The organism is Frankia sp. AgB1.9 (assembly GCF_016786355.1).
In the GTDB taxonomy this organism is placed as follows: Bacteria; Actinomycetota; Actinomycetes; order Frankiales; family Frankiaceae; genus Pseudofrankia.
Map to the genome: position 1 here is coordinate 64,672 of NZ_JADWYX010000019.1, position 12,362 is coordinate 77,033.

Annotated in this window: 10 protein-coding genes and 1 pseudogene; 4 read left to right on the forward strand and 7 right to left on the reverse strand. The window is 71.7% G+C overall.

Going from position 1 to position 12,362, the window contains the following annotated elements:
- Positions 1 to 89: 89 nt before the first annotated feature.
- Genes I6A60_RS09665 through I6A60_RS09680 form a run of 4 tightly spaced genes read right to left on the reverse strand, consistent with a single transcriptional unit; the run spans position 90 to position 4,715 of the window.
- Entirely contained in the window at positions 90 to 1,253 is a 1,164-nt protein-coding gene (locus I6A60_RS09665; RefSeq protein ID WP_203015394.1) for an acyl-CoA dehydrogenase family protein, read from the reverse strand.
- The gene (locus tag I6A60_RS09670; protein WP_203015464.1) at positions 1,253 to 2,515 is read right to left on the reverse strand and encodes an acyl-CoA dehydrogenase family protein; all 1,263 of its coding nucleotides are present in this window, start codon (positions 2,513 to 2,515) and stop codon (positions 1,253 to 1,255) included. Before I6A60_RS09670 ends, I6A60_RS09665 begins: the two co-directional genes overlap by 1 nt.
- Before the next feature lie 5 nt (positions 2,516 to 2,520).
- A complete protein-coding gene (locus I6A60_RS09675; protein WP_307873608.1) occupies positions 2,521 to 3,516 on the reverse strand; it encodes an acyl-CoA dehydrogenase family protein in 996 nt (331 codons plus the stop codon).
- Positions 3,513 to 4,715, reverse strand: coding sequence for an acyl-CoA dehydrogenase family protein (locus I6A60_RS09680; protein ID WP_203015393.1), 1,203 nt, complete (start codon positions 4,713 to 4,715; stop codon positions 3,513 to 3,515). The genes I6A60_RS09675 and I6A60_RS09680 overlap by 4 nt, the downstream gene beginning before the upstream one ends.
- Before the next feature lie 64 nt (positions 4,716 to 4,779).
- Here I6A60_RS09680 and I6A60_RS43425 point away from each other — a divergent pair, with 64 nt between their 5' ends.
- Both I6A60_RS43425 and I6A60_RS09690 read left to right on the forward strand, forming a co-directional pair.
- The gene (locus I6A60_RS43425; RefSeq protein WP_203015392.1) at positions 4,780 to 5,604 is read left to right on the forward strand and encodes a FadR/GntR family transcriptional regulator; all 825 of its coding nucleotides are present in this window, start codon (positions 4,780 to 4,782) and stop codon (positions 5,602 to 5,604) included.
- Between the two features lie 91 nt (positions 5,605 to 5,695).
- Positions 5,696 to 7,459 carry an ATP-binding protein gene (locus I6A60_RS09690; RefSeq protein WP_203015391.1) on the forward strand — a complete coding sequence of 588 codons (1,764 nt, stop codon included), beginning with the start codon at positions 5,696 to 5,698 and terminating at the stop codon, positions 7,457 to 7,459.
- Between the two features lie 113 nt (positions 7,460 to 7,572).
- Here the strand turns inward: I6A60_RS09690 and I6A60_RS43955 are convergent.
- Positions 7,573 to 7,728, reverse strand: a pseudogene (locus I6A60_RS43955) (DUF4411 family protein); the annotation flags it as partial.
- A gap of 341 nt (positions 7,729 to 8,069) precedes the next feature.
- Between I6A60_RS43955 and dmpI the strand changes: the two are divergent.
- A complete protein-coding gene (dmpI, locus tag I6A60_RS09700; RefSeq protein WP_203015390.1) occupies positions 8,070 to 8,252 on the forward strand; it encodes a 4-oxalocrotonate tautomerase DmpI in 183 nt (60 codons plus the stop codon).
- A 490-nt stretch (positions 8,253 to 8,742) separates the two neighbouring features.
- Here the strand turns inward: dmpI and I6A60_RS09705 are convergent, their stop codons facing one another.
- Both I6A60_RS09705 and I6A60_RS09710 read right to left on the reverse strand, forming a co-directional pair.
- Complete coding sequence (locus I6A60_RS09705; RefSeq protein ID WP_041261545.1) at positions 8,743 to 9,507, reverse strand: SDR family NAD(P)-dependent oxidoreductase; 765 nt, start codon at positions 9,505 to 9,507, stop codon at positions 8,743 to 8,745.
- A gap of 76 nt (positions 9,508 to 9,583) precedes the next feature.
- Entirely contained in the window at positions 9,584 to 11,293 is a 1,710-nt protein-coding gene (locus I6A60_RS09710; RefSeq protein ID WP_203015389.1) for an amidohydrolase family protein, read from the reverse strand.
- A gap of 268 nt (positions 11,294 to 11,561) precedes the next feature.
- Here I6A60_RS09710 and I6A60_RS09715 point away from each other — a divergent pair, with 268 nt between their 5' ends.
- Positions 11,562 to 12,263 carry a TetR/AcrR family transcriptional regulator gene (locus tag I6A60_RS09715; protein ID WP_238435099.1) on the forward strand — a complete coding sequence of 234 codons (702 nt, stop codon included), beginning with the start codon at positions 11,562 to 11,564 and terminating at the stop codon, positions 12,261 to 12,263.
- Positions 12,264 to 12,362: the final 99 nt, after the last annotated feature.

Sequence of the window (12,362 nt, forward strand, 5' to 3'; positions counted from 1 at the left end):
TGAACACTGGGGCCCTGCTACGAGCGTGGGCCCTCTAAGAGAGCGAACGCTCACATGCTAACGGAGATGGACACACCAGCGCCAGATCCTCAGACGAACCTGTGCGCAAGCCGAGCCCGGTGGGCCGTCGGCGACCCGAACAGCGCGCGGTTGCCGGCGGCCCGCTTGAGGAACCGGTGCACCCCGCTTTCCCACGTGTAGCCGATACCGCCGTGCAGCTGCATCGCCTTGCCGGCCACGTCGACGGCGGCCCCGCCCACGTAGGACTTGGCCCGCGAGACGGCGATCTCGGCCGCCGCCAGGTCACCGTCGAGACCGCCGGGCCCGAGCGCCGCCAGCGCGCGCACGGCGTCGGCGACCAGGCCCCGGCTGACCGAGACCTGGACGAACATGTCGGCGCACCCGTGCTTGACGGCCTGGAACGAGCCGATCGCCCGGCCGAACTGATGGCGCACACCGACGTACGCGACGGTGGCGTCCAGCATGGCCTCGGCGACGCCCAGGCTGTCGGCGGCAAGGGCCAGCGCCCCCCGGGCGAGCAACGTCCTGACCGCCGCCTGGCCGTCACCGCCGAACCGGTGGACCTCGCCCACCGTCGCGTCGGTGACCGTGACGGTGCCGAGACCGCGGCTCACGTCGAGAACGGGCTGGTCGGCGATGCGCACGCCGGGCTGGCTCGGCTCGACGGCGACGAGCACCGGCTCGCCGTCCGGTGCCGCCGCGAGCAGCAGCACCGTTCCCGCCTCGGCCGCGTCCGGCACGAAGTCCGCGTGCCCACTTACCCGCCAGCCGCCACCAGCCGCAGCGACGAGCTGGAACGGGAGTGCCTCGGGCTTGCCCACGGCCGCGTCGCCGGTGGGCAGCGCGGGCGCGAGGCGCGGCGCGCCGGTCGCGAGGGCGCGCAGCCAGCCGTCCCGGGTCTCCCCAGGCACCAGCGCCAACAGCGCGCCGGCCCCGAGCACCGCGGTGCCCAGGTAGGGAGCCCGCGCCGCGGCGCGGCCGAGTTCCTGGCAGACGACGGCCGTCTCGGCGAAGCCCACACCGGCGCCGTCGAGCTCGTCGGGCACCTCCAGCCCGAGCCAGCCCGCGTCCGCGAAGCTCGCCCAGCCGTCGGTCGCGCCGTCCTCGTCGCCAGCGGGCAGGCCGGCCAGCAGGTCGCGGGCGACCGTCCGCAGCTCGGCGCGCAGCTCCTCGGCGGCGGCTCGCTCCTCGGCGGTCGCGGCGCTCGCTGTCGCGTGAGTACTCACACTCATCACGGCTCCCTGGGCAGGCCGAGGCCGCGCTCGCCGATGATCGTCCGCTGGATCTCGTTCGTGCCGCCCGGGATCGTCCACTCCCAGGAGCCGATGAAGTCCAGCAGCCAGGCCCCCGACTCCCAGCCGCTGGACGCCGGCTTGTGCAGCACGGTGAGCGCGTCGAGCCCGGCGAGCTCCGCGCCGAAGCCGGTCATCCGCTGCAGCAGCTCGCTGTAATAGACCTTGACGACGGAGGCGTCGGCCGCATGGCCGGAGGCCGTGCGATCATGGTTTTTTCGCACGGCCGTAGGCCCCTCAGCGGCATTGTCGGTGCCGGTGTCGTGGCGTTCGACCAGGTCACGGCACAGCGCTCGCAGGCCGGCGATCTCGGTGTCGAACGCGGCCAGCCGGTCCGCCACCCGGGAGTCGTCGATCGGCCGGTGCCCACGCTCGTCCGGGCGCCGACAGGTCTCGACCAGCGCCCGCAGCCCGACGTTGCCGAGCCGTTCGGCCAGCTCCAGCATCGTCATCCCGCGCTCGGCCGACAGCGTCGCCTGGGCCACCTGCCAGCCGGCGTTCTCCGGCCCGACGAGGTTCGCCGCCGGGATCTCGACGTCGTTGAGGAAGATCTCGCAGAAGTGCGACTCGCCGACGGCGTTGCGGATCGGCCGCACGTCCAGGCCCGGTGAGCGCAGGTCCATCAGGAAGTAGGAGATGCCCCGCCGTTTGGGCGCGGCCGGGTCGCTGCGGGCGAGCAGCAGGCACCAGTCGGCGTGCAGGGCGCCGGACGCCCAGAGCTTCTGGCCGTTGACGACGAAAACGTCGCCGCCGTCACGCGGTTCGCGCCGCGCGGTGGTGCGCAGGCTCGCGAGGTCGGAGCCGGCCTCCGGCTCGGAGAAGCCCTGGGCCCAGATCTCGCCGTCGAGGATCGCCGGCAGATGCCGGGCGCGCTGCTCGTCGGTGCCGGCGGTCAGCAGGGTGGCGGCGGCGTGGTGGATCGAGACGAACGCGAGCACCAGCCGGGGCGCGTCCGCCGCCGCCAGCTCCTGGTAGAGCACCATCTGCTCGGCCGCCGACAGGCCGCCGCCCCACTCGGCCGGCCAGTGCGGCACCGCCCAGCCGGCCGTGCGCAGCTCCTGGAACCAGGCCTGCTGGAAGGCGACGAACTCCGCGTCGCCGACGCCGGTCTGCGCGCGCCGCCAGTCGGTTGGCACGTGGGCGCGGCACCAGTCCCGCACGGTCGCGCGAAGCTCGGCCAGGTCGTCGGTCCGCGTCGCCAGCGTGGTCAACGGGCACCAGCGTTCGGGCCGAAGATGCCGGTCAGCCCACGGCGGCCCAGCCTGCGCGCCAGCGCGTCCTGGGTGGCCGAGCGGCCGAGCGGCAGCCGGCGCGCCGGCTGGCTGTAGCGGGACAGCCAGGACAGCGTCGTCTCGTCGCAGAAGCCCATCGCGCCGTGCAGCTGGTGGCAGACCCGGAACACGACGTCCGCCGCCTCGATCGCCGCGAGCCGCAGCGCCAGCGCGTCATCCAGCGCCTCGGGCCGGCCGGCCTCGATGCTCCACAGCGCGTAGCCGGCGAGCTCCGCGACACCCGCCCGCTCCACCTCGGCGTCGGTCAGCTGGAACTGCACGCCCTGGAAGCGGGCCAACGGCTGGCCGAACTGCTCGCGTTCCTGGATGTACGTCCTGGTCAGCGCCATCGCCCGGTCGAGCAGGCCGAGCAGCGTCCAGCCCGACAGCACCAGGCCCAGCGCGACGTCGCTATCGGGCGCGATGTCGAGCGGGGTGAGGTCCAGGCCGGCGACGAACGCCGTCCGGCGCGGCCCCTCGGCCGGCTGGCGGACCGTGGCGAGCGAGCGGCGCCCGTCGAGGGTCACCGCGGCCAGGCGCAGGTCGAGCCCGGCGACCGGGGCCGCGGGCGCGACGTCCGCGACGACCAGCAGCGCGTCGACGTCGAGGTCGGCCGGACGGGCGAGCCGCTCCGCTACCGGGTAGGGCAGCGCCCACCAGCCGGCGGCCCGGCACAGCGCCGCGGCCGCCTCCAGCTCGTCGGCGCTGCCGCGCGGGTCGAGCTCCCACGCGCCCAGCCCGGCCAGCAGCGGCGCGACCAGATCCGCGCGCCGCGCCGGCTCCCGCTCGGCGGTCTGGGTCAGCTCGTCGCCGCCGGCCGCCTCGATCGCCCGCTGCGCGGTGCGGCCGAACTCGACGGCCTCCAGGGCGAGGTCCAGGTCGACGGCCGTGGTCAGGGCGTCCGCTGCATCGATCACGCCGCTGTCGGTCACGAGGCCCCCCTTGAGGTCGAGGTCGGCGTGCCGGAGGCCGCGAGCAGGGCGCGGGAGAGCAGGATGCGCTGCATCTCGATGCTGCCGGAGGCGACCGTGGCCGAGACCGAGTAACGGGCGTGGTCCTCCACCTCGCGGCGGTAGTACTCGCCGTCGGCACCGGTCAGCGCGGCCTGCGCGATGATCTCCATCAGGACCTCGGCGCTGTCCTGGTCCAGCTTCGTCACGGCGATCCGGTAGGCGGCCGAGTCGACCGGGCTGACCTGGCCGGTGCCCTGGCGGGAGACGACGCGGTAGGCGAGCAGCCGGGCCCGCCGGGCGTGCACCAGCAGCCGGGCCCACCGGCCGTGCAGCTCCGCCGGCAGGTCCGCCCAGGCGCCGCCGAGCACCTCGGGCGCGGCCTGCAGCAGCCGCTCGCAGCGGGCGTAGCGGGCGATGCCGACCCGTTCGAAGGCGAGCACCTCCTGGACTACGGACCAGCCGTCGTCGACGGTGCCGAGCACGTCGGCCTCGGTGACCCGCACGCCGTCGAAGAACACCTCGTTGAGGTGGTGCGGGCCCATCATGCAGTCGATCGGGCGGACCTCGATCCCCGGCGCGTCCATCGGCACGAGGAAGATCGTCAGACCGGCCTGCTTACGGCCGCCGGTCGTGGTCCGGGCCAGCAGGAAGCACCACTGCGCCATGGTCGCGTAGGAGGTCCAGATCTTCTGGCCGTGCACCCGCCAGGCGCGGCCACCCGAGCCGTCGCCGCCCTCCTCGGGCCGGGCGGCGGTGCGCAGCGAGGCGAGATCGGAGCCGGAGCCGGGCTCGGAGAAGCCCTGGCACCAGATCACCTCGCCGCGCGCGATCGGCGGCAGGTGCTGGGCCTGCTGGGCCGCCGTGCCGTGCCTCATGATCGTCGGTCCGACCCAGTTGACGCCCATGTACTGGGCGCCGCGCGGCTCGTGGGCGGCCCACATCTCCTCGCGGACGACGGTCTGCTCCCACAGCGACGCGCCGCTCCCGCCGAACTCCTCCGGCCAGGCCATGCACAGCAGGCCCTCGTCGGCGAGCGTCCGGCAGAACCGCTGCGCGACGTCGAGATCGGCCGGATCGGGCGTGAAGGCGCCGAGATAGTCCACCGGCACATGCTCGGCGACGAGCGCGCGCAGGCGCTCGCGTAACCGGGCCGCGCCGGGACCGAGGTCGTACTCCATGACCCGCGACGCTAGGACGTGGGCCGGCAAACAGTCAATACTTATAATGATGGTAGATTGAGGCGTGCCGCCGAGCCGCCGCAGGCCCATCTCCGCGCCGCGAGTCGCCGAGACCATCGCGGCGACGCTGCGCGAGCGCATCCTGGCCAGCACCGCCGGGGACGCCTACCGGCTGCCGACCCAGGAGCAGCTGGTCGAGGAGTTCGGGGTCAGCTACCCGTCCGTCCGGGAGGCGCTGCGGATCCTGGAGACCGAGGGCCTGGTGACCGTCCGGCGCGGCAACGTCGGCGGGGGCGAGGTGCACCGGCCGGACTCCGCGTCCTCGGCCTACCACCTCGGCCTGGTCCTGCAAGCCGAGCGGGTAACCCTCGGCGACCTGGCCGGCGGGCTGCGCCTGTTCGAGCCGCTGTGCGCCGCGGAATGCGCCCGCCGGACCGATCGGCTCACGGCCGTCGTGCCCATCCTGCGGGCCAACATCGAGACCTCCGTCCAGCTGGTCGGCGCCGAGGTCGCGTTCACCCAGACCGCGCGGGAGTTCCACGAGCTCGTCGTCGCCCTCACCCCGAACGCGACCGTCCGGACCGTCGTCAGCAGCCTGGTCGCGTTGTGGTCCGCGCAGGAGGTGCGGTGGGCCGAGCTGTTGACCAGCCAGGGCCGCTACCCAGCCGAGCACAACGCCCAGGCGGTCGTCCGCACCCACCGGCGCATCCTGGCCGAGATCGAGGCAGGCCGGGCGGCCGAGGCCGAACGGATCGCCCGCGCCCACCTGGCCGCCACCCAGGCACTCCTGGTCGACCGCTTCGACGACGACGTAGTCAACGCCGCCTCAGCCAAACTCTGGCAGTCCGAGTCCCCCGGCAACCTGTCCCGCCCCACCAGCCGCATCTGACCGAGCGGCCCCGGGCCGACCCGAAGCCGGCCGCAGGCTAACGCAGAGTTTTATATCACCCTGTCTTGACAGGGTGATATAAAACTAAGCCATGGTCAGCAGCCGGGAGGGCATCCGCCGCGAGGCCGAGCGGGCGATCGCGGAGGTACTCGGGGGCCGCCCCGCGGCGCAGCTCGAATCGGTGACCTTGGACTTCAAGGAGCTCAAACGCTCCGCAGGCAACGATCGCGACCCGCTGCGGGCCGCGGCGATCGATCTCGCCGAGGCCGCGGCTTGCCTCGCCAACAGCCGAGGCGGGACAGTCATCGTCGGCGTCTCGGACACCGGATCGGGGTCCGAGGCCTTCGTTGGGGTGCCGAACGAACTGGACATCGACCACCTGAGACGACGGATCTGGGAACTCAGCTCGCCGCCGCTGGTGGTTGATCTGGAGGACCGAACGGTCGACGAGCGACGCGTCCTTCTCCTCGCTGTCGAGCCCGGATTCGACCTCGTCCGCGTCGGCGGCAAGCTGCGGGAGCGGATTGGGACGTCCTGCGAGCCGTTGACCGCCGATCGGGAGGCGGCCGTCCGAGAGGAACGGCGCGGGTATGACTGGTCCGTCGAACAGACCCAACTGACGCTTGGTGATGTCTCGGCCCGGGCACTGGAAGAGGCACGGCGCCTCCTCGTCGAGGCCGGCGATGCGCAGAGCCGTCGGCGAGCGGAGCTGGGCAATGCTGACCTGCTCCGCGAGTGCGGCGTGCTGACGAGCGAAGGCGTGCTGACCCGGGCCGGCGCACTGCTGTTCTGCGGAAGCCCGGGACTCGCCGCTGACCCGTCGCTGCACTACCTCCGGCGGCGCACCCCCGGCGGGTCGCTTGCTCGTCCACCGTCCGTGCACGACACACCGTTGATCGTCGCGATTGTCGATGTTCTGCGCAGCGTCGACGCGATCAACGAAACCACGTCGGTCACGCTGCCGACCGGCGTCCAGCAACAGCTGGAAACGATCCCCGAGTTGGCCGTCCGAGAGGCGATCGTCAATGCGGTCGCACACCGCGACTATCGCCATCCCGAGCCGATCGTGATCGAGCACAGTCCAAGCCGGCTTGTGGTGACATCACCTGGCGACCTGGTCTTCGGCGTTACCGAGGAAAACATCCTCACCCACGTGTCGAAGCCCAGGAACCGGTGCTTGATCGATGCGCTGCGGGTGCTCAGGCTGGCGGAGCGGGCCGGTACCGGAGTCGACGTGATGGTGCGTTCCATGGTGCGGGCCGGTCACACACCACCCGTGTTCAACAGTGGAGGCGGCAGCGTCCGGGTCGTGCTGGACGGTGGTGCTCCGGTCGCCCGAGTGTCGGCCATGATCGCGAGTCTGCCATCGGAGATCCAGGACGACACGGACGCAATCCTGATCATCCACCACCTGCGCTCGCACGCGACGATAGACGCGACCACAATCGCCCCGATCCTGCAGAAGAGCGTCGAGGAGTCGGCGGAGGCACTTCGGCGCCTCTCCGATGACGCCTACGACCTGCTCGAGCCGGCCCGCGAGACGCGGCGGTTCAGGCTGCCTACGTACCGGTTCCGTGAACGCATCCGGGTCGAGCTTGGCACCGTCCTGCCCTACCATCGCAACACGGCGGACGAGACCGAACGACGGATAGTCGCTCACCTGCGCGAGTACGGGACGATCTCCAACCAGACCGTCCAGAACCTTCTCCTCATCGGCGTCCAGCGGGCGAGCGTCATCCTCCGCTCGCTCGCCGAACGGGGAATCATCCAGCGAACCGAGAACTCCCCAACCCGCGGTCCTGGCGTCCGCTACGAGCCAGGTCCCCACTTCCCGACCCGTCGACGAGCACACTGACGGAGACGACAAGCACTGGAATCGTCCGGCGACGTATTTTCGCGGCAGCTGTCCGAGGCCGACCCGGCTGTCAAGCGCGCCAGGGCTCGGCGGGCGAGGTTTGTCAGCGCCCGTCAGAGTATGAACCGTGCTTTCTCCTGCTTGAACATCTGGAATGAGTTCGTCCAGCGGACGCCGACAGCGTTGCAGGCATCCGCGATCTTGATCTTCTTCTTGGACCCTGGCTCTGGCTTCTCATTGGTGACGACGCTTCGATTCAGGGTGAGTGCCCGGGAGACGAGGGCACCCCATCTCTAAATTGGCGCCTTTTGTCATCAGACCGTCATGCTGGAGAGTCTCGGGGGTCGTGACAGGGTGCGGTCGGTCGGCCCGGCGGAACCTGTCCGGCTCCGGGTACGCAGGCCGGCGGTGGCCGAGGTCGATCTCGCGCCGACGCCCCGTCAGCGAGGAGGCCCTCGGCTATCACGATTCGTGATGACTGGCGGTTCAGGATGCTTCTTGGCCCGACGAGCGTTTCGGGCTGGACTTGTGGTGGCGGCCCCGCGAGTCCGGGTTCCGCGCAGCTAATCCCGTCGAGTCCCGCACTCCCTTCGCACCAAGGAGAGCCCTCATGCCGATCGTGACCGTCCAGCAGGGGCCGCGTAGCGTCGAGCTCAAGCGCCAGCTCATCACGCGCATCACCGACGCCTTCGTCGAGGCCTACCAGATCCCAGCGGAGGCGGTGCAGGTGTGGATCCACGAGATCCCCGTCGAGAGCTGGGGCACGGCGGGCAAGCTCGCCGCTGACTCCTGAGCCCTCGGCCCGCAGAGTCCCGGGTGGCCGGACGGGCGACAGGGTCGCCGTTTCCCGACGACCTTGGCTGGGTCCCAAGCGCGCGACACAGGTGCTCGCCGCCATGTTGACCGGCGGATATCGCGACACCCGATGACAGGGCGGCGGCGTCTCGGCCGTGAGGTCGAAGGACGGCGCCGAACGCGTCATCTGGCTGGACGGTGACTCCGAGACGCTGCCCGCCCTCGGCTGCGATCTCGCGGTCGTGACAGGCAACGTCGCGCAGGTGTCTTCACCGACGAGGTGTGGAATCGCACGCGAGGCATCCGCGGCGCGCTGCGCGCCGGTGCCATCTTGTGTTCGAGACCAGGCGACCCGAGCGCCGCGTCCCAGCCGACGAAGGGCCAGGTCGGCGGCCAGGCTCCGCGATCAACACGGCCGGCGGCGCTCGGTCGCGCCTCGGGCGCCGAGCGGGCCGCTGCGGAGCGGGGCGTCGGCGCGAGGCGCTCCGCTAGCGGGCGGTCCAGCCGCCGTCGACGGCGATGGTCTGGCCGGTGACGAAGCGGGCGGCGTCGCCGGCCAGCCACAGGACCGCGCCGACGATGTCCTCCGGGGTCGCGTCGTCGGGCAGCGGGGTGTTGCGGTGCAGCCACTTCTGGCCGCTCTCCGTGTCGAACAGGTCTCCGGTGATCTCGCTGCGGAAGAAGCCCGGCGCCACGGTGTTCACTCGGATCCGGTGGCGGGCCCACTGGACGGCGAGCTCGGAGGTCAGCCCGGACAGCCCGGCCTTGCTGGCCGCGTAGGACGCCTGCGGGATGGAACCGATGCCGACGAGCCCGCTGATCGACGAGATGTGGACGATCGAGCCGCGCCCGGCTTCCCGCATGTGCGGGAACGCCTGCTGGCTCAGCCGGAACGGCGCGACCAGGTTCAGCGCCAGCGTCCGGGCGAGGGCGTCGGCGGACTCGTCCTCGGCGCGGGCTTGGCTGAAGATGTTGCCTGCGGCGTTGACCAGGATCTGCGGGCCACCCAGCTCGGCCGCCACCCGCGGGACGACCGTGTCGACCTGGTCCGCCTCCAGCAGGTCGGCGCCGACGGCGAGGCCGTCGATCTCCTTGGCGAGTGCGGCCAGCCGGTCCTCGCGCCGGGCCACGATCGCGACCCGCGCCCCGACGGCGGCGAGCGCCCGCGCGACGGCGGCACCGAGCCCCGACGAGGCGCCGGTGACGATCGCGACCCGCCCGTCCAGCCGAAACCCGTCTCCCGGCAGCGTCATGTCGGTCATCGTCTCCCGTGTTCGCTCGTCGCCGCACTCAATCGTTTCTCCACCCACTGCTTCTCCACCCACCGGGTCAGCTCGCCGTGACGAGCTGACCGGGGCGCGCGTCGGTCAGCTCGTCGGCCTCTACCAGGACGGCGCCGTTGACGAGGGTGTAGTCGTAGCCGCGGGCCCGCTGCACGAACCGCTGGGCGCCGAGCGGAAGGTCGGCGCGCATCACCGGTGTGTCCAGGTCGAGCCGGTCCAGGTCGAGCACGTTGACGTCGGCGAACGCGCCGGGGACGAGCACGCCGCGGTCCTCGATCCCGAACAGCTGGGCGCCTTCGAGGGTCAGCTTGTGCACGGCGCGCTCGATGCCGAGCAGGCCTCGCTCGCGGACCCAGTGCTTGAGCAGGTAGGTGCTCTGGCCGGCGTCCATCGTCATCGCGACGTGTGCGCCGGCGTCCGCGACCCCGACGACCACGTCGGGGTTGGTGAGCATGGCGGCGACGGCGTCGAGGTCCTGGTTGAGCACCGGGTAGTACAACAGCCCGTTCCCGGCGGTCTCGGTCAGGAAGGCGAGGAAGGCCGCGGCGGGCGAGACGCCTCGGCGGGCGGCGTCGGCGGCCAGGCTGTTCTCGGGTCGCACGTCGTAGCCGGCCGGGCCGGGCCGCAGCAGGTAGAGCCTGGCCGGGTCCTTGGGCGCGAGCGGGCCGGCGAGGTTGGCCGGCTCGTCCGCCGCCGCGACCAGGCGCGCGCGGACGGAGTCGTCGGCGATCGCGGCGAGACGGTCGGCCAGCGGGAGCGACCAGATCTCGGCCCAGGCCGGCAGGTTCTCGTAGGGAGTCCGGGCCGCCAGGCCGTAGTGGATGCCGATGCCGCGGGCGGAGGTCTGCGGGCGCAGGTCGGCGCCCCGGGCGCGGGCGGCGCGGACCTGGTCCATCACCCAGGACCACAGATCGGGCCGACGGTCACTCTGGGTGATCGCGAACGTGAGTGGACGGCCGGAGGCACGGCTGACGTCCGCCATCCAGGCGAGCTCGGCGACCGAGTTCTGCCGGGTGGCGCCGTCTCGTTCGCCGATGCGCGGGACGACCTCGATCGTGCCGCGGCCGCGGGCGGCGAGCGCCCCGGCGATCGCGGCCAGCTCCTCGGGGCGGGCGTACGTTCCCGGCACCGGGCGGCCGTCGGGGACCGTGTGCAGGAAGCTGCGTGACGTGGAGAAGCCCAGCGCGCCCGCGTCGATCGCCGCGCCGACGACGGCTGCCATCTCGGCCAGGTCGTCCGCGCCGGCCGGTGCGTCGTCGAGGGCGCGCTCGCCCATCACGTAGTACCGCAGTGCGCAGTGGCCGACGAGGCCGCCGACGTTCACCCCAAGCCCGCGGCCGCCCAGGGCCCGCAGGTAGTCGCCATAGGACTCCCAGCCCCAGTCGCCGAGGCCCGCCATGATCGTGTCGGCGGGGATGTCCTCGACGGCCTCCATCATCTCCGCGAGGTAGCGCTCCTGGCCGGCGCGGACCGGCGCGAACGTGACCCCGCAGTTGCCGAGCACCAGCGTCGTCACCCCGTGCCAGCTGGACGGGCTCGCGACCGGGTCCCAGAAGAGCTGGGCGTCGAGGTGGGTGTGGATGTCGACGAAGCCGGGGGTCACCAGCCGGCCGGCGGCGTCGAGCTCACGGCGGCCGCGCTCGACGACGGTGCCGACCGCGGTGACGCGGTCGCCGTCGATGGCGACGTCGGCCGGCCGGGCTGGGACACCGGTGCCGTCGACGACCTCACCACCACGGATCACGACGTCATGCATGGCTCTCACTCGCGGTTGAAGTACGCGACTCCAAGTAAGCAAGTCCTCTAAGTAAGTGAGTCCTCATTCTATAAGAGAGCCTAGAATTTCGGTTCCGCGTGTGTCAAGCGACCGACATCGATGTCGAGATCAGCGCGGTAGCCCTCGGGGCGGTTGCCAAAACTCTCATGATCGGGCGGGTAAGATAGCGTACGTTCATTCACCTGGCGACTGGGCTCCGTACTCGGAGGAGCTCCGTATCAGGAGAGCCACCGCTACTGGAGGACCGATGGCCGACCAGCCGACCGTGGAGCAGACGGCGGCGTCCGACGGCGCGAGCGCGGCCGCCGAGGCCAGGCCGCGGCCGCGACGGCTGACCGCCGAGGCCCGCAAGAGCTCCATTCTGAAGGCCGCCCGCCAGGCGTTCGTCGAGACCGGCGACATGAACGGTACGACCATCAAGCAGATCGCCGAGCGCGGCGGTATCAGCGAAGGTGTGATCTACCGGCATTTCGAGAGCAAGGACCAGCTCTTCTACGAGGCGGTCTTCGAGCCGCTGCGCCAGGCGGTGGACGAGCTGGTCGCGGCCACCGAGGTGGTCGACCTCGACGAGCCGCTCACGCCGGAACGCCAGCTGGAGACCCTCAACGGCCTGTACCGGCAGCTCATCGCCACCCTGGAGGAGATCCTCCCCCTGCTCGGGCTGGTGCTGTTCGGCGATCCGAAGGTGGCGCGCCGCTTCTACCGCAAGCACTTCACCGTCGCGATGGACCGGCTGGCCGAGGCCTGGCGCGAGGTCGAGGACAGGTACGGCTTCGAGTTCGAGTCGCCGGACATCTCCGCCCGGGCCGTCATGGGCATCGCGCTCGTGCTCGCGCTGGAAAGCCGGCACAACGACCTGTTCAACAAGGACCGGGCCGTCACCCTGGTCTCCCAGAGCACGGTGAAGGGCTTTTTCCCGACCCTTGAGCCGACCCGGCGCCGCCGCTAACCCGTGCCGCCGGGGAACGGGATGGGGATCGCCGCGAATGGCACGATCCCGATCCCTTTTCCTCTTCGCCGCGAGTTCGTGGCGGAAGAGGCCACGAAC